This window comes from Rhizobium sp. WYCCWR10014 (assembly GCF_001657485.1).
Taxonomy (GTDB): domain Bacteria; phylum Pseudomonadota; class Alphaproteobacteria; order Rhizobiales; family Rhizobiaceae; genus Rhizobium.
On record NZ_LXFU01000021.1, the window covers coordinates 48,347 to 64,439 of the forward strand.

Consider the following 16,093-nt stretch of genomic DNA (forward strand, 5'->3'; position numbering starts at 1 on the left):
AGAAATCTATAGGGCGCGCCGTCCGCTCCTTTATTTCCTGCTCAGGGAGATTTCAGCTTCGCTGTCTTTGCGCGCAGGCGGGATTTGCCCTTTTGGCGGTTTGCCTCTTGCCGCTTTATCGCGTCGGATTGGCTGCGTTGCGCGGCCTCCAATTGTTGCCGGGTCGGGAGATCATGGTCGTAGGTGGAAGCGCTGAATGCCGTCGCGTTGTCGAACGGACCTTTGTGCGGACGCGCCAGACCATAGGCTTGCTTATCAGCGCTATCGATCCCCTGCTCCGCCGACGGTGAGCGCGCTTGACGAGCCTGCGTTATCAGATCGTCGGCGGTCGAGCTTAACGTCGCGCTTTTCCGCACGGGGGCGATGATCTCGCGTTTCCTGGCCCGGTCCTTTTGATCGGCGCGAATCCCAGACATGTCATCTTCCTTGTTCGTCATGTCATCGCGGCGATCGATGGGGGGCCGTCGACGTCGCGGCAGGCCCGTTCACGGGATCTCGGACAATCGTTCAGGCAGCCTGGTTTTGGGAAAACGATAGCCTGGCGACCGCAGCGGTGCGTCCGCACGACCAGACGCCGTATACCGCGCGATCCGATAGGCTTTCACCGGGGCGCCGCCGTCATCCTGCCATCTGGCAAAGGAACCGTCTTCCATGGCCTGCGGAAGTGGGCCTGAACTCAACTGTGTCGCCAGATACATTTTCAGAGCCGATTTCAACGCGGCCTCATCGACGATCCCCATCTGGAAACAATGAATGAGGAAACTCGTGGCGCTGATCTCGCCATCATCGGTCGCGTAGGTTTCGCCACCGCGAAAGCCGGCCTTTCGGAGGATACGGTCCAGCATTCTCAAATTATGGATATCGAAAAATTGATCTGATGTGGAAGACATGATGTCCTCCTTCGTTGGGGCTAGGGTTCGCTGGCGCCAGGGTTTACTGGCGCGCCCCAAGCAGCGGTGCCCGTATCGTGCCCGCCGATAGTTCAGTTTGCGCTCTTTGCCATCTGACCGCAACCTCATTCGGCGGCAGCCATTGATAATGGCGTGGCGGAACCCATTTTAGGGAGAGGAGGATACGCATCATGCAGTTCAACGGTGAAGCGACCCTCACAAAGCCGTCGGCATTGGCGGTTTCGGAAAGGCGTGCGCTCATAGATCACCTCAGAGAGGTGATTGCAGGCCTGGCTCACGGGCTGGCCGCCGACGGATTGCTGGACCTTGTGCCGCCTCTGCTTGAGATAAACAAAGTGCTCCGCGATATGACGGATGAAATTTCTCGTGCGGACCCGGTCTATTCCGACGAGATCATCACTGGTACGGTGCGCTTGATCAAGACATCGCAGGCTTTGCTCGATGACCGGGTCATCGTGCAGACGATCCATTAAGACTGACGATCGGAAGACTGGCGATCGGAAGGCTGGCGATCGGAAAGACTGGCGATCGGACATGCCGGCAGGCTGATCGCCAACCCTCTGGCATCAAGCTGCCCGTTCAGGCCAGCCGTGCATCGACAATCATCGCCGGGTCCGAGGTCCGCACAGCGGCTCGCGCCCACTTTCCAAGGACAACCGCAATGGCACTTATCTTTCCCAACAGAAGCCGCAGCTTCGACGAAGCGCGAAAAGGTGTCCGCTTCACCGGCTATGACGGCATGTTCGAGGTCAGGTTTCTGGTCGAAGAAGCAGCGCTCGGCAGCGCGGTCACGCCCAGTTCTTCCGAAGCCGCCTATCTCAATGCCTTTGATGCAGCGCGTTCTGCCATTCAGGAGGCTGCATCGAGAGTCTATCAGCATCGACGCGGAAACAACTTCACGCTCACGGCTGCAGATTTTCGCTGATCGCGAGAAGGTGTGCGGCCGGCGGACTGAAACGGCCACCATCCTGCTGCTGCCGGATGAGACAGGGGGAACAAAGCATATGGTTTCCACACGATACCGCCCGAAAGACCTGAAGCTGGCGCGTCGCCATATCGTGAAGGCGGCGCATCGCGTTGCCGATCAGGAAATGCTGATCAGGAAACTATTGCGCAAAGGCAGACCCTCCGGATCGGCCTATGCGCTGCTCAGCAGGCTCTATGACGATCAACGGCGGAAACTCGATCGGCTGAAACTGATCGAAGCAATGGTTGAGGTAGAAGTGCAATCCTGTATGGACGTGCCCCACAATCCTGGCACCTCCGCGCCGGCCCTTGCCATCGTGCACAGCAGCGAGATCTCTCTGCCGGACCGGCAATCCGCCACACCTTGTAGCGCAGATGAGTGGCGCCCATATTTGGTGTAGTGGCAGTTTGTGAACGGGCGCTGCTTCCCGCGGTAATCAGAGTTATCCGGCCCCAACCAAAGGAGGGCATCATGTCTTCCACGGTAAACATCCATTCGTGGAAACGCCTCGCCCAGCATATCGGCAGGTTCCGGTACATCGACTTTCTGGTGAAATCGACTCCGGCCATCTGTCTGGCCTTTATCGTCTATATCATTCTCAACGATGTCTTCTGGTAGGCGCTGCAAGACTGTTGCGGCAAGCCAAGACGCTTTGCTGCCTAGAGCAATTCCAGGAAAAGTGCGAAGCGGTTTTCCGTCCGGAATTGCGTAAAAACAAAAGGATAGAGCGGTTCTGCGCTTCCGTTAAAAGCTGAACCGCTCTATCGAACGAAGGGCTGAAACGCTGACGGGATTGGATAATGCGATGCAATTGCGAGAAATGGGTGAACAAGACTGCCTCGCCTTTCTGGCAGGCCACACCCGTGGCCACCTGGCGTGCCTCGGAGAAAAATATCCCTATATCGTTCCCATTCAGTATGCCTATGAAAAAGACCGGCTTTTCATATTTTCCATGCCGGGCCTGAAGATTGATCTGTTGCGGGCCCATTCTCCCGCCTGTGTTCAGGTTGAAGAATTCGGCGAAAATCATCGAACGTGGAAGAGCGTGCTTGTTCAGGGCACCTACGATGAGCTGACCGATACGCCGGCCCGGCATGACGAACGCATCCACGCATGGGCTCTCCTGCAGAAGCAACCGTTCTGGTGGGAACCCGGATCGTTCGCCTTAAACGCGGAAAGCGAAGACAGCCCTGCTCCCTCCATATTCTTCGGCATTTCGATTGAGATGGTATCGGGAAGGCAAGTGGTTTAACATGCGGGCGTTCAGACCCGCAGCGCCTTGATCCTTGATTCGCAAGGCGGCGCTGCTGCATGATATATGGAACTCCAGACAGACACCTCCAGCTAAACGCTGTCCGATACCAGCCTTTCCCATAGGGGCGCGGATTGCTTGATGCATCTTACCAACGTGGCCTGCCGAACCGGCACTGCGTTGAATGCCACGCGACCATAGGGAAAACGATGACAGACGCACCTGAGAATGAAGCGCTTTTCAACATCACCGGGCACTATGTGCAGGAATTGAAGGCCGTCCTTCAAAGCGAGAGCATTGTCGAAGGCACCGATTACGAAAACAGCGCCTTTAACGAAAAACGACGGGCGGAAGGACTGCACCTGCTGCGCTTCCACAAGACCGGCACGGCAGCGCAGGCGACCCAGATCTGGGAAAAGCATATGACGGCCCGAGCGCATCGATAAGACGGCACCAAGCCAATTCTTCGATTGATGCCGAGTTGAGAGCGCCGCTTCTCCGATCCTCTGTTCGGAGATGACGGCGTTTGCACGTCCGGCTCCAACATTTCCATGGAAGGAAAAATCATGACCAATGACAAAACGAAAAAGATCCAGCCCGCCAAAGAGGCCGTCACTGAGGCGCCCTACGAAGTCATCTACTTCGCCAAGAAACATCGCATTTCCAACGAGGATGCCAGGGACATCATCGAGAAGCACGGCGCCAATCGCAAAGAGGCTGACAAAGCCGGCCGCCGTATCAGCGTCTAGGGCAAAATAGCCTCGCCGGCACTAAACTCTGAGGGCTTTACTGGATGCATGTCATTATCCCAAAACCGCGTACACTTTTGGGCGACATGCTTTATTTGATGCATGTCGTTATCCCAAAACCCCGCACACTTTTGGGCGACATGCTTTATTTGATGCATGCCGTTATCCCAAAACGGCGCACACTTTTGGGCGACATGCATTAGCCGCGGTTGACTTTGCATCTGCTGGCGATGCCACGATGCAACATCGGCGGACGAATTAACCCTACTGGCTTACCTTAATATCAGCACGCGCTTGAATACATCCGCTGCTATGCCATCGTAGCTTCACGACAACACTTCTGGTTCCTGAAGCAGCTCGCCGGAACCGCGGCCCGCCTTTCCCTGGAGAGGCCGGCTTGCCTTCATAGGGCCTGAGCTCAATCGAATGGAGGGTGCGCCATGAACAACGTCTTGGAATTTCGTGCAAAATGCCCGCATGTCGAAAGCCTGTCCGACTGCCGGGAAGCTCTTGAACCGGCCGTGATGAAAATCGTCAGCGAGGCCATCGGCAAGGGCTACACAGCCGCGGAAGCCGCCATGGTGGTTGCCGATATCGCCGACGATTACATCCTCATGCTCTCGCGGCAACCACGGCATTGACACGCTTGCGGGCGCACAGCTGTGCCTTCTTGAGCCATCGCAGGTGCTGAGCTTGGCGCGGGTCTCTGCGTCTTTGCAGGTTTGGATCTTCGAACACGCCAGGTGACGGCCGACAGACTGGCTTCGACTGCTGCCGAGAGCCGCGAGCAAGCCCTTCCGTGAGACGCGTGCATCAGTGGATCGCGCAGCAACTGCAGGGGTAGCAGCGGGGTACAGGAGACGAGACCTGCCGCGCGATCCGCCGGCAAAACCCCTGATATTGGCGGAAGTTCCCGGCAGAGATACGGCACTTCGACTCCGAAAAATCCACCTGGGGATCATCGACAACCTGTCCGGGCACATCGCGACCGTCACACCGATCAGCTCCCGCCGGGCGAAAACCGACAGACACATCACAACGCCAACGAAAAACCCCGCCGGAGCGGGGCTTTCAGCAGGTCCAAGTGGAGGAAGCCGAACATTCGGCCCACGTCTTAAACAAGTTCGATCATTTCAAAACCGGCAAAAGCACCTCTTCGCGACTGTTCGCAGCTCTGGTCCATTTCGCTCAATCTTTGAATCACTGTCGTAATGCGGCGTGAAAGGAGCGCATGCGCCGCCTTCGCGATCCCTTATGGAATTAGAGCGGTTCAGCTTTCATGGAAGCTGAACCGCTCCAACCTTTGTCTTATGCAATTCCCGGGATACCGTTTCGCGCTTGGACTAACGCCACCTTGGCTGCCGCGGCGGAGCATTGGCCTGGATTTCATGAAGCGGCGCCCGAGACCCGAGAAGTTTCTTCAGCTTCTTCTCCTCGGCCGGGCCGATGCCGAATTTGCGGCAATGTTCCGCAACATCGTGCTCCCGCGGGCCGGGAATGCGAACTTGGCGATTGCTCATGGTTTTCATGTCTGTTTCCTCCTGAGAGAAAAACCAGCAGGCCGCCATTTTGTTCGTTAGCAAATCCTAAAATTTAGGGGTTTTTGTTTGCGTCGATTTGGAGCGAGTGAACTTGCTGGCGCCCAGGTTCTCGAATGGGGGCAAATGAGGGTTCCACCTTTCTAAACGTAGCCCCCGATCCATTGATCGAAAATGCGGTCAAGGAGATCGGTCATCTCTGCTTGAAGAGCGCCTGTCTTCCTCTCCCTGTCTTCCTCTCCAGGGATTACAGATCGAGCCGATCAATTGATCTTCAACCAATGCCTGAGCGCCGCCACCGCGCCATCGCTCGCATAGGCGATCATCCCCCCAATCGTCAGGCCAGCGAAGGCGATCAGGCCCGATATCCCGTAGCCGATCGTCTTCATCCGCTTCCACTCTTCAAGCGCCGAGCCCACCGCCTCCTGGTTCTTCTCGACGGTCTCCTTGAGGCTTTTGATCTCCTCGCGGATCTGGGCGTCGACGCCGCCGCTGATCGCCACCCTGGTATCGAGAAAGGCGATCTGCCTCCCCTGCTCGTCGAGCCGCTTGTGGATCACGGCGCTGAAGTCATGGGCGTTGGCCTTTTCGTCGCTGACTTCTTTGCGCAGAAGCGCGACGTTGTCCTCGATCCCGGTCAGCCTTCCCTCGACGCGCCCGAGAGCGCGCAGGATATCGTCATTCGATGTCATCTTTGCTTCAGAACAACGCGACGATGTTGGTTGCCCGGTCAGCGCCACGATGGCGGCATGAACCGGCAGGATCGTCCCGGCCGGCACGCTCTTGAAGATGACAGGATCCATGTCCCGACGCGGCGCAATGGCAACATCGCCGGCCGTGCCGATGTAAAGCGCGCGCGCGCCGACGCTGGCGGTATCGTTCGGGGTCACCACCGCGGCCCGCGAGGCCGGAGCAATCGAAGGGTCCATTGCAGTTCTCCTTGGAAGAGGCGAGCGCTACCCGGCCCGATCCCGATGTGATCGAAGATGAGAGGTCAGGCGGAAGAGGATGGGGGATCAACCGGACGTCAGAGATGACCGGTTCTCAAGCCTTGGCGAGTGACACATTCGATGGGAGGGCGGCGTCGATTTTATCGACATCACCTCTGGACTCAAATTTCGCAGCTTGGATTTACGGTAGTGATAAATGATCTGCCAGGCGGTGATCAAGGACTAATTGTGGGTCTCGCGCCAGTTCGACCAAATGGGCGGCAAGATTTGCCGGAGCACCACCCCACCCTCCGTCATCCTCGGCTCAAGACCGAGGATGACGGAGGGTGGGGTAAGCTCTGTGGCAAATCCGAGGTGATGGCGTCAGTGATGCTGACGAATATCATGGCTCGATCAGCGTGGACTTGGCCGGCTCGCGATCTGGTTCGGTGTGTCAGCGTTCGGCGGGCGGCGCCGATTTGGTCGACATCACCTCTGGATTCAAATTTCGCAACTTGGATTTACAGTAGTGATAAATGATCTGCCAGGGGGTGATCAAGGGCTAATTATGCGTCTCGCGCCAGTTCGAAACCGAGCCTGCCAGGGAGTGATGAAAGGCTTCTGATGCGGTCGTGCACCGGTTTGAAATCTACCCAATCTGCGGCAAAACCCCTCGCCCGCTTTGCGAGCCTTCAGCTCCGGCGTACAATGAGCAGGCTGTTGATCAAACGGTGGAGAAGTTCAGTGAAAACCACGAGACTTTTTCTTTGCCTTGTCGCTTTTCTCAGCGCTGCGATGGCTGGAAACCAAGCTGATGCCGACGAACTGGTGAACTTCGAAAGCGCTCCGGTAAAGCTCAGCCCATTTCGAATACGCAAGGCCAATGAACAGGGAGAAAGCCTCCCTCAGCCGCAAGGCACGCCACTGCTCGGATATTTGTCCCGGCCCCAGGGGGATGGCCCCTTCCCGGCGGTCGTCCTCATGCATGGATGCGGGGGCATGCGGATGAGCGTCAAGGAGCTTTGGCCGAAACGGCTGGTCTCATGGGGTTACGTCGTGCTTGTCGTCGATAGCTTCACCACCCGCAACATCAAGGACACGTGTCAAAGCTATCTCCCCGATCGCGTCTTCGACGCCTATGGCGCTTTGAATTTTTTATCGAAGCAAAGCTTTGTCGATATCAGGCGCGTCGCCTTGATGGGCTTTTCAGCGGGCGGCACCGCGACGCTGGAGGGAACAAAAATCGAGGGTAACGAACAGCTTATGGATCACAAGTTCAAAGCAGCGGTTGCCTACTATCCGGTCTGTGCCGCAAGTCAGGGCGATGCGACCGTGCCGATCCTGATTTTGAGCGGCGAACGAGACAATTGGAGCCCGGCTGACCGATGCCGGAAGAGGCTTGCCCGCCTGAGTGACAATGGCCCGCCGATTGAGCTCAATGTCTACAAGGGTGCCTACCATGACTTCGATGCCCCGGAGTTTAAGGTGGGCAGGAGGGTGTTTGGCCATATCGAAAAATACAATCCGGACGCCGCCGAAAAGTCGATCCGCAGCGTTCGCACGTTCCTCCAAAAATACCTCTCGAACTAACGCACGAGCTCGGAGCGCGTCGCCGGCGGGGAGCTTGGCGGTAACGCACCCCATTCTCTGTCATTCCAGGCCTTGAGCCTGGAATCCATGCCCGCCGCCCGCGGAGGCACTACCGCGAAAACATGGCCTTCAGTCGCTGTTGCAAGACGGGAGGTTCGACAGACATTCGAACCTGGCTGAGCGCATGACGCATGGCCGGCGTGAAGGGCAGCCAATGTTGCAGACGATCCAGCAACTCCTCCGACATCATGTCTTCGAGCGGGCCGGCGCCCAATTGACCGAGCGCCTTTTCGTGGCTGGGCAATTGGGCTTGATCGATAATGGCGAGCACGCGTTTCAAGACGATCTCGCTCGGATCATGCAACAAAAGTGTCGACCAATACCATTCGCCGGGATCGGCGAGATAGGCCTTTGCATAGGCTTCAGCGGTAAGCGGTGGCTTTCCAACAGCCGTCATATCCGGCAACCAGGTCAGATCCGATGCGAGCGCGCTCCGGGTGAACGCGTCGACCGCTGGAGCGTCGGCAGTGTGTTTTCCCGGGCGCGGTTTGCTACGGTTTTTCTTGGTCACTTCTACGCCTTCTACGTCCGCGGCTTATTCTACGGCTTTTTGAGAACAGGGCTGCGGCACTCACGCCGACATGTCCTCGTTCCAGCGGCGCTGCATCTCCTCAGGCGTGACCTGCTCGATGGTTTGCGACAACATCCAGCGATGACCGAAGGGATCAAGCACCTGCGCCACCCGCTCGCCAAAACTCTGGTCGGTCGCCGGGCGCAACATCGTCGCCCCGGCCGACAGCGCCTGCCCCAGTGCTTCGTCGGTCGACACCGTGTCCATGTGGAAGGTCACCGGCGAGCCTCCGACGGTATCGGGAGACAGGGCGCCGAAATCAGGATATTCGTCTGCCAACATCATCAGCGTCTCTCCGAAACGCAGCTCGGCATGGCCGATCCGCCCGTCCGAAGGATCGGTCATGCGGAAGACTTCCGTGGCGCCGAAAGCCTCCTTGTAGAAGTCGATGGCCCGTGCCGCATCCTTGACGATGAAGTAGGCGCTCACTTTTCGGGCAAAACTCGGCATGGATGATCCTCCTTGACTGGGCTCTCTATTAACGTTACGTATCGTAAATATATGAGTCAAGAGAATAACGCAGCACCGAAGAAGCGAGGGCGGCCGCCAAGCGCTGCCGCGCAGAGGCGTGCCTTGGAGGCCGCCCATGAAATCCTGATGGCCGAAGGTTTTGGCCGCATGACGATCGAAGCCGTGGCGGCGCGGTCCGGCGTCGGCAAGCCGACGATCTACCGCTCCTGGGCCAACGCGCAGGAACTGGCGATGGCCGCTCTTCTGGTCAACCGGCTACCGGAAGCGGAGGTTGGAGGGGCCACGGCGCAGGCGGCTCTCGGCGCGCAGATGAGCGGACTGGTGACTGCCTTTGCGAGCACGCGCGGGCGGCAGATCACGATGGCACTTGCGGCCGCCGACCCGGAAAGCGAATTCACCAAGGCCTTCCGCAATCGGGTGATCCTGTCGAGCCGCAACGCGGGTCGTGTCATCCTGGAGGAGGCTCTGGCTCGGGGAGAGATCGTTGCGCCGCCTGATATGGAGGCACTGCTCGACATGATCTACGGACCGGTCTTCTTCCGGCTGCTGGTCGGCCATCGCCCGGTCTCGCCGGAGTTCGGCGATGCGATCATCAGAACCGCGTTGCGGGCCGTTGCACCGTCGGGCGCGTGAGACCCTTACCTCGCGATGGGCGAAGCCGACGCAAGCGGCCTAGCCGTGATCGTCACCCGGTTCGCCAAGGTGGCGCTGGACCCACTTGATCTCTTCCGATGCGGTGCGCCCAAAATGCCGTTTGAAATCGCGGCTGAACTGCGCCGGGCTGACGTAGCCGACCGAAGCCGCGACCTCGGCAATCGTTTTCGTCCGGCGGGCGATCATCAATCTTGCTTCGTGAAGCCGCATCGCCTTGACGTATTGCATCGGACTGCTGCCGGTCAGACCCTTGAACTGGACATGGTAGGACGGAATGCTCATGCCCACCGCTCTTGCCAGATCGGCGACCGCGATCTCCATGCCATAGTTTTCCCGCAACCAGGCCAGGCTCTGAATGATTCTTCCGGATCTGCCTTTGTGCTGAAGGGCAGCGATCATCGCGCCGCCTTGCGGACCGACCAGGACCCGGTAGTGCAGTTCGCGCAGAATGCCGGCGCCAAGCACATCCGTCTCGACGCGGCTGCCAAGTGCCGTCAGCAGGCGCAGCAGCACATCCTCGATATCGTCAGACATCCTGCTCGACACGAGACTTCTCGGCTCGTCGCCTGGCAGTTCGGCATGGTTTTCCACTTGCAGTGCGATCTCGGCCGCCATCTGCATATCGAACTCGACATAGACCGCCAGCAAGGGCCGCTCGGGACTGGCCGTCGACGTCATCCGGAATGGAACGGGCAGCGACACTGCCAGATAATGCTCCTCATCATAGAGGAAGACTTCGCCTTCGAGGATGCCTTGCTTGCTGCCCTGCAGGACGAAAACCGCGCCCGGCTTATAGAGGACAGGGATGTCGTGGAGCACGGCTTCCGTGCGCAATATGCGAACGGAAGCAAGAGCGGTCGGATTATATCCGTGACGGGGAGCGAGACGTCCGGCCAAGGCGACCATCTCCCCTCGCCTGGATGGGCCGCGATGAGCCTTCATAGGATTTGGCAATATTTTGAGAGAATCCGCAATCGATGCACTGGCTTCTCCATACTATTTGTCAAGTCCTATCCTCAATCAAGGAATATCGCTGATGTCACCAAAGACCTTCTTCATCACCGGATCGAATTCCGGCTTCGGGCTCGCCATTGCGTCTGCGGCGCTTCAGGCGGGCCACAGGGTGATCGGCACCGTGCGCTCGCAAGCCTCGCGCACAGCGCTCGCCAAAACCCTGCCCGGCCTGCGGCCGGTCCTCTGCGACGTCACCGAGTTCGACCGGATCGATGATGTCGTCCGCCAGGCGGAGGAGGAGCATGGGCCGGTCGACGTGCTGATCAATAATGCCGGCTACGGCCATGAGGGCGTGCTCGAGGAGTCACCGATCGAAGAGATGCGGCGGCAGTTCGACGTCAACGTCTTCGGCGCCGTCGCCGTCGCCAAGGCATTTTTGCCTGGGTTTCGCGCGCGACGCCGCGGCTTCATCGTCAACGTCACCTCGATGGGCGGCATGATCACCATGCCCGGCATCGCTTATTACTGCGGCAGCAAATTTGCGCTCCAGGGCATATCGGAGGTGATGCGTGCGGAAATGGCCCCGTTCGGCGTGCATGTGACGACCCTTTGCCCCGGCTCCTTCCGGACGGACTGGGCCGGACGATCGATGGTCCGCACCGAGCGGTCGATCGCCGATTATGATGGCCTGTTCGACCCGATCCGCGAGGCGCGACAGGCCGTCAGCGGCAAGCAGCTCGGCGACCCCGCCAAACTGGCCGCGGCGGTTTTGGAACTCATCGAATCCGACAATCCGCCGCCGCAGCTTCTGCTCGGCAGCGACGCGCTTAAACACGTATCGGACAGGATCGTTCGCCTGCAGCAGGAGATCGAGGCATGGAAATCCGTCACCGTCTCGACCGACGGCTGATAGCCGAACGTCTGTATGCCGCGTCAACGATATCGAGATCATCAGCCCGCTCTTATTGGATGATTTTCCCGCCCGCGGCCGCCTCGAGCTTCCGCCTGAGCGCCTGTTCCTGTTCAAATGTCTTATGCGGGAAATGCTCGAAGCACCACCAGCGCGTTGGCACGGCCGGGGATGGGCTGTTTCCCCAGCCTCCCCACTCCTTGCAGCGCGAACCATCTGCATCCTGGTGCTCGCAATAATGCTCGACGATCACATTGGCGCCCGGCGCACTCGAATGGCCTTCGATGCTCATGGGTGCGCCGTCCTCTGTTTCCCGCTCTTGATGCTCTCATAGATCATCTCCAGCCGTCTTGAGGCGACGTAGGCACTGTCCTCGTATCCGGCCGATGGCCAATCCAGTCGATGGCTGCCGTCTGTCGCCACGATCCAGAACCACCGATTATCGACCACTCCGCCTACCTGTGACCGGAATATCCTTCCGATCTGGGTATCGCCGTCAAAAGCGACGTAGTCGTCGCCGCGTTTCTCCTTCCAGGCGTGCCGCCATTTGTATTTGATTTCCCGGTGGCTGACATGTTCCCACGATTTCCATGTGATTTGTTCTGGCATGCGTCGTCCTGTCCTCTCGCGAGGTATCTCTTTGACCGCATGGTTGATGGATGGCTCCCGCCCGAGCCGGTGAATTCAGATCAGCGTCGGTTCCGGATCGGGGTCGATCGGATCGATGATGTCAGCCGTGTCATTCTTGGGCGAACCCACATTGCGGCCGATCGGCCACATGGTCATCAGTTCCGCCGGGAACGGCTTCATCAGGTCGCTCGGATCGGGCTCCGGCGATAGCCAGCGCTCGTAATCTTCGCGGTGCAGGACGACCGGCATGCGGTCATGGATCTGCGCCATCATCGCATTCGGCTCGCAGGTGACGATTGCGAAGTTTCTGACGTCGACGCCTTCCGGGCTACGCCAAATCTCCCAGATGCCGGCCAGCGCAAAGGGCGAGCCGTCAGCCATGGCGATCGCATAAGGCTGCTTGTTCTTGCCCGTGCCGAAGATATCCTTCCACTCGAAGAAGCCGTTGATCGGCACCAGGCAACGGCGAGATCTGTAGGCCGAGCGGAACAGGCCGTTGGTACTGATGCCCTCGCAACGCGCATTGATCGGCGGCGGCCGGCCACCCGGCTTCATCCATGCCGGCATCAGACCCCAGCGCGCCGAGCCGAACACCGGCCCCATGACATCAGGCTCGCGGACCATGTCGCGAATGATGATCGGATAATCCAGCGTCGGCGCGCCGTTATAGCGCGGAAATCGGTTCCCGAGCGCATCGATCGCGCCCCGCTCTGCGAAGGCGAAATTGCGCACCAACTCCTCAAGCGATGTCTTGATATAGACGCGACCGCACATCCGGAACTCCATCCCGCATATTAGATGTTCTGATTATGTTCTGGGTGTTCGAGGCGAGTCAAGGCCGGTCGCTACAACCGATGCCGCCATCGCTTTTCGCAGCGTCAAGGTGAAGTCTTCACCGTCTCGACGACCGCCGATGGCAGAAAACTGCATTCTGCTTGACAGCCTTCCTACTGGAAGGTAGATGACAGCCATGAGCAATCTCTTGACGACGTCCGACGAAATCCTGGCTTCCGCCCGAGCGCTGATCATGACCGGAGGCTATAACGGCTTCAGCTATGCCGATATCGCTGCCGTCGTCGGCATCCGCAAGGCCAGCATCCATCACCACTTTCCGAGCAAGACCGATCTGGTGCGCACGCTGGTCGTGCGATATCGCGAGGATGCCGAGGCGGGTATCGCCGGCCTGGAGCAACAGGTGCGGGATCCGCTGGCGCTCCTCCAAACCTATGCGGGTCACTGGGCCCAGTGCATCGAGGACGCCAGCAGGCCTTTTTGCGTCTGCGCCCTGCTGGCGAGCGAACTGCCGGCGCTGCCGCCGGAGGTCGCGGCCGAGGTCAAGGCTTTCTTCCGCTTTGCATCGACATGGCTGACCTCGGTGATGGAGCGTGGCCTGAAGGACGGGAGTCTGACATTGTCGAGCGAACCGCGCGTCGAGGCCGAAGCCTTCATGGCCACCGTCCATGGCGCCATGCTTTCGGCCCGTGCCTACGGCACCCCCGAGATCTTCGCCACCATTCTGGCCCCCACCTTGCAGCGGCTCACTCCGACCGCCGCACGATAAAGTTCCGGGCGGATAAAAGCCCGGAGCGACAACCACGTTCAGTGAAACTACCAACTAGTAGGAAGAACGACATGATCAAGAACATTCTCCCCGCTCTCGTGCTAGGGCTGACCGCCATCGCGTCGGCGGCACTTCCAGCGGCGCCGGTCCATTCCGAAGACCAGAAGCCCGAGCAGATCCATATCAGGGGCAGCATCGTCAGCTATGGCGGCTCGGCTCTCAAGGTGAAGACCCGCGAAGGAGAGGCCGTCGATGTCACCCTCGCCGACGGCTGGAAGCTGGCGAGCGTCGCAAGTGCTGCGGTCACCGACATCAAGCCGGGCGACTTCGTCGGCATCGCATCGCTGCCGAGTGAAGGCGGTGGTGACGGCGCGCTTGAGGTGCTGATCTTCCCGCCGGCGATGAAAGGGGTTGGCGAAGGCAGCTACGGTTGGGACCTCAAGCCCAACAGCAGCATGACCAATGCGACCGTGGCCGACGCCGTCAAAGGCGTCGACGGCCGCACCGTCACCGTCTCCTATCACGGCAAGGAAAAGAAGATCGCCATTCCGGACGGCACGCCCGTCGTCACCATCGCTCCGGCCACTAATGACGATCTCGTTCCCGGCGCCGTCGTCTTCATCCCCGCCGAAAAGGCTGCCTCAGGGCCCCTCGCCCATCAGGTGCTTGTCGGCAAAAATGGCGTGGTCCCGCCCATGTGACCACGTCGTCGCCGGTCGGCCGGGCCGCCCCCGGTTCGACCGGCGATTTATCAGGGAATGCCGCCCGACCGGCAGCCGATGCACCCGACGGACGGAGAATTTCGCCTCGACAGCAGCCGGGCGGCTGCCGGCAAGCCCCAAAAACCCAATCGCGATGACGGACGCCGCCGCTCACGACGGTGAGCCGCCACTATCAGACCAACACCATCACACACAGGAAAGAGATCATGATGACCACCGATCAAACCACCGTCGCGTCTGGCGACAGGGAAGATTGGCTGACGCGCTATTACTTCAGCCGCGCAGCCTTTTCCGCCATCTGGGTCGCAGCCGCCTTGACGACCGGCCAGCAGTCGCTTGCCGTCGCGGCAGCCTTGCTGATCCTCTACCCGGCTTGGGATGCAGCTGCGAACCTCGTCGACGCGGCGCGCAATGGCGGCCTGGCAAACAACCGCAGCCAGGCGATCAACGTCGGCGTCAGCGCGGTGACGACCGCTGCCGTGATCGTCGCCCTGACGATGAGCATGAACTGGGTCCTTGGCGTCTTTGGCCTCTGGGCGATCTTTTCCGGCCTGCTGCAGCTTGGAACCGCTGTTCGGCGCTGGAAGACCAATGGCGGCCAATGGGCCATGATCCTCAGCGGCGGCCAATCCGCCGTGGCAGGCGCCTTCTTCATCGCCCAGGCGCAAATGCCGGAGCCGCCCTCTATTGCCAACATCGCCGGATATGCCGGCCTCGGCGCCTTCTACTTCCTGGTGTCGGCCGCCTGGCGGAGCGTCACAGAGATGCGGCGGAAGCGGGCCTGAGGCAGCCGAGAGGGATCTCCTAGGCGCATCGGCGGGCAGCGTCGGAATGGCTCGCCCGCCGCCCCTTATTTCCTGTCATTTCATGATTGGTGGTGAGACGTCGTCGTGCGTCGATTGCGGTGTGAAACCATCGATCAGCGGGGACCAGCCGCATAATCTGGAAACTTGTAGTAGCTGCAGGCATTCATCGAAAAGAACTCCACACCAGTACTTATTTCTAGGCGATAAAGCTCCCATTCGAAGGTGTCGTCGCCACCGAGTCCGGCAAACAACGCCATCCTGGTCAGTTCCGTAAACGGCCCGGGAGGAAACACGGCGCCGTACACGATCGCGTCTTTTCCAGGGTATTTGCCCTTAATGACTCTCTTGATCTCCAAATCCATCCGTATCATGCGCGTCGGAACGCCGTCCGCCACCAGCAAACCAGATTCGCCGATCGACAGCGATTTCACGCGCGCCTCAACCACGATCTCCGCTTTCGCCAGCAATTCATCCTGAGCAGGACATTTCGGCGTTCCGGCTGCGGGCCTTAGACCAAAAGCCAGCAAAGCAATAATTGCGGTGAAGCTCAGTCGCATATGCGGATTCAGGAACGCCTTCGGCATCGGTGTCTTTCCCTATACATAGGCATGTCTATTTCGCCTTGATTGCGTGAGGCTGAAACGGACATCCCGGGATCCGGCCAAGACGGCCCCCACCCTCCGTCATTCCAGGCCTTGAGCCTGGAATCCATGCCCGCGGCTGATGGCGGCGAGAATGTGGATCCTCGGGTCAAGCCCCATAGGCGCTAACTTAGTTGTCGATGTGCGATGGCTCGTCGCCTTCGCGGTGGCTCGCGA

General features: G+C 59.4%; 25 protein-coding genes and 1 pseudogene. 14 read left to right on the forward strand and 12 right to left on the reverse strand.

Annotated elements, in window-relative coordinates; genetic code table 11:
• Positions 1–41: 41 nt before the first annotated feature.
• On the reverse strand, positions 42–416 hold the full coding sequence (locus A6U98_RS01775) for a hypothetical protein (RefSeq protein ID WP_064647536.1): 375 nt from the start codon (positions 414–416) through the stop codon (positions 42–44).
• A 69-nt stretch (positions 417–485) separates the two neighbouring features.
• On the reverse strand, positions 486–890 hold the full coding sequence (locus tag A6U98_RS01780) for a hypothetical protein (RefSeq protein WP_064647539.1): 405 nt from the start codon (positions 888–890) through the stop codon (positions 486–488).
• A gap of 191 nt (positions 891–1,081) precedes the next feature.
• Here A6U98_RS01780 and A6U98_RS01785 point away from each other — a divergent pair, with 191 nt between their 5' ends.
• From A6U98_RS01785 to A6U98_RS01815, 8 genes are all read left to right on the forward strand, one after another.
• Entirely contained in the window at positions 1,082–1,384 is a 303-nt protein-coding gene (locus tag A6U98_RS01785; protein WP_018449489.1) for a hypothetical protein, read from the forward strand.
• 188 nt (positions 1,385–1,572) lie between these two features.
• Complete coding sequence (locus A6U98_RS01790; RefSeq protein WP_064647541.1) at positions 1,573–1,836, forward strand: DUF1488 domain-containing protein; 264 nt, start codon at positions 1,573–1,575, stop codon at positions 1,834–1,836.
• A 79-nt stretch (positions 1,837–1,915) separates the two neighbouring features.
• Entirely contained in the window at positions 1,916–2,278 is a 363-nt protein-coding gene (locus A6U98_RS01795) for a hypothetical protein (RefSeq protein WP_064647543.1), read from the forward strand.
• Between the two features lie 71 nt (positions 2,279–2,349).
• Complete coding sequence (locus A6U98_RS37030; protein WP_017959492.1) at positions 2,350–2,496, forward strand: hypothetical protein; 147 nt, start codon at positions 2,350–2,352, stop codon at positions 2,494–2,496.
• Between the two features lie 187 nt (positions 2,497–2,683).
• Positions 2,684–3,130: a pyridoxamine 5'-phosphate oxidase family protein gene (locus tag A6U98_RS01800; RefSeq protein ID WP_064647545.1), complete on the forward strand. Its 447-nt coding sequence runs from the start codon at positions 2,684–2,686 to the stop codon at positions 3,128–3,130.
• A 209-nt stretch (positions 3,131–3,339) separates the two neighbouring features.
• Positions 3,340–3,576 carry a hypothetical protein gene (locus A6U98_RS01805; RefSeq protein ID WP_018241121.1) on the forward strand — a complete coding sequence of 79 codons (237 nt, stop codon included), beginning with the start codon at positions 3,340–3,342 and terminating at the stop codon, positions 3,574–3,576.
• Between the two features lie 120 nt (positions 3,577–3,696).
• Entirely contained in the window at positions 3,697–3,879 is a 183-nt protein-coding gene (locus A6U98_RS01810; protein WP_064647578.1) for a DUF3606 domain-containing protein, read from the forward strand.
• 440 nt (positions 3,880–4,319) lie between these two features.
• The gene (locus A6U98_RS01815) at positions 4,320–4,520 is read left to right on the forward strand and encodes a hypothetical protein (protein ID WP_064647547.1); all 201 of its coding nucleotides are present in this window, start codon (positions 4,320–4,322) and stop codon (positions 4,518–4,520) included.
• Between the two features lie 702 nt (positions 4,521–5,222).
• Here the strand turns inward: A6U98_RS01815 and A6U98_RS01820 are convergent.
• The 3 genes and pseudogenes from A6U98_RS01820 to A6U98_RS01830 form a co-directional block, all read right to left on the reverse strand.
• Entirely contained in the window at positions 5,223–5,408 is a 186-nt protein-coding gene (locus A6U98_RS01820; RefSeq protein ID WP_018241117.1) for a hypothetical protein, read from the reverse strand.
• A 272-nt stretch (positions 5,409–5,680) separates the two neighbouring features.
• Positions 5,681–6,109: a hypothetical protein gene (locus A6U98_RS01825; protein ID WP_064647549.1), complete on the reverse strand. Its 429-nt coding sequence runs from the start codon at positions 6,107–6,109 to the stop codon at positions 5,681–5,683.
• Between the two features lie 7 nt (positions 6,110–6,116).
• A pseudogene (locus A6U98_RS01830) lies at positions 6,117–6,346 on the reverse strand (hypothetical protein).
• Between the two features lie 708 nt (positions 6,347–7,054).
• On the opposite strand from A6U98_RS01830, the gene A6U98_RS01835 reads away from it, so the two are divergent.
• The gene (locus tag A6U98_RS01835; protein ID WP_064647580.1) at positions 7,055–7,936 is read left to right on the forward strand and encodes a dienelactone hydrolase family protein; all 882 of its coding nucleotides are present in this window, start codon (positions 7,055–7,057) and stop codon (positions 7,934–7,936) included.
• A gap of 109 nt (positions 7,937–8,045) precedes the next feature.
• On the opposite strand, the gene A6U98_RS01840 is transcribed toward A6U98_RS01835, so the two are convergent.
• Entirely contained in the window at positions 8,046–8,507 is a 462-nt protein-coding gene (locus tag A6U98_RS01840; protein WP_064647551.1) for a hypothetical protein, read from the reverse strand.
• A 60-nt stretch (positions 8,508–8,567) separates the two neighbouring features.
• Positions 8,568–9,017, reverse strand: a complete 450-nt coding sequence (locus A6U98_RS01845; RefSeq protein WP_064647553.1) for a VOC family protein — start codon at positions 9,015–9,017, stop codon at positions 8,568–8,570.
• Between the two features lie 51 nt (positions 9,018–9,068).
• On the opposite strand from A6U98_RS01845, the gene A6U98_RS01850 reads away from it, so the two are divergent.
• Positions 9,069–9,671, forward strand: a complete 603-nt coding sequence (locus A6U98_RS01850) for a TetR/AcrR family transcriptional regulator (RefSeq protein WP_064647555.1) — start codon at positions 9,069–9,071, stop codon at positions 9,669–9,671.
• A gap of 39 nt (positions 9,672–9,710) precedes the next feature.
• Here the strand turns inward: A6U98_RS01850 and A6U98_RS01855 are convergent, their stop codons facing one another.
• Positions 9,711–10,649, reverse strand: a complete 939-nt coding sequence (locus tag A6U98_RS01855) for an AraC family transcriptional regulator (RefSeq protein WP_064647556.1) — start codon at positions 10,647–10,649, stop codon at positions 9,711–9,713.
• Positions 10,650–10,728: 79 nt separating this feature from the next.
• Here A6U98_RS01855 and A6U98_RS01860 point away from each other — a divergent pair, with 79 nt between their 5' ends.
• A complete protein-coding gene (locus A6U98_RS01860; protein ID WP_064647558.1) occupies positions 10,729–11,556 on the forward strand; it encodes an oxidoreductase in 828 nt (275 codons plus the stop codon).
• Between the two features lie 52 nt (positions 11,557–11,608).
• Here A6U98_RS01860 and A6U98_RS01865 read toward each other — a convergent pair whose 3' ends face one another.
• The 3 genes from A6U98_RS01865 to A6U98_RS01875 all read right to left on the reverse strand — a co-directional run bounded on the left by A6U98_RS01865 (position 11,609) and on the right by A6U98_RS01875 (position 12,960).
• Positions 11,609–11,848, reverse strand: a complete 240-nt coding sequence (locus A6U98_RS01865; protein WP_064647563.1) for a hypothetical protein — start codon at positions 11,846–11,848, stop codon at positions 11,609–11,611.
• On the reverse strand, positions 11,845–12,165 hold the full coding sequence (locus A6U98_RS01870; RefSeq protein ID WP_064647565.1) for a hypothetical protein: 321 nt from the start codon (positions 12,163–12,165) through the stop codon (positions 11,845–11,847). Before A6U98_RS01870 ends, A6U98_RS01865 begins: the two co-directional genes overlap by 4 nt.
• 75 nt (positions 12,166–12,240) lie before the next feature.
• On the reverse strand, positions 12,241–12,960 hold the full coding sequence (locus tag A6U98_RS01875; RefSeq protein ID WP_064647567.1) for an SOS response-associated peptidase: 720 nt from the start codon (positions 12,958–12,960) through the stop codon (positions 12,241–12,243).
• Positions 12,961–13,156: 196 nt separating this feature from the next.
• Here A6U98_RS01875 and A6U98_RS01880 point away from each other — a divergent pair, with 196 nt between their 5' ends.
• From A6U98_RS01880 to A6U98_RS01890, 3 genes are all read left to right on the forward strand, one after another.
• Positions 13,157–13,747 carry a TetR/AcrR family transcriptional regulator gene (locus tag A6U98_RS01880; protein ID WP_064647581.1) on the forward strand — a complete coding sequence of 197 codons (591 nt, stop codon included), beginning with the start codon at positions 13,157–13,159 and terminating at the stop codon, positions 13,745–13,747.
• Between the two features lie 71 nt (positions 13,748–13,818).
• Complete coding sequence (locus tag A6U98_RS01885) at positions 13,819–14,448, forward strand: hypothetical protein (protein WP_064647569.1); 630 nt, start codon at positions 13,819–13,821, stop codon at positions 14,446–14,448.
• Between the two features lie 227 nt (positions 14,449–14,675).
• Positions 14,676–15,254, forward strand: a complete 579-nt coding sequence (locus A6U98_RS01890; RefSeq protein WP_064647571.1) for a DUF308 domain-containing protein — start codon at positions 14,676–14,678, stop codon at positions 15,252–15,254.
• Positions 15,255–15,388: 134 nt separating this feature from the next.
• Here the strand turns inward: A6U98_RS01890 and A6U98_RS01895 are convergent, their stop codons facing one another.
• Entirely contained in the window at positions 15,389–15,859 is a 471-nt protein-coding gene (locus A6U98_RS01895) for a hypothetical protein (protein WP_197496325.1), read from the reverse strand.
• Positions 15,860–16,093 lie beyond the last annotated feature (234 nt).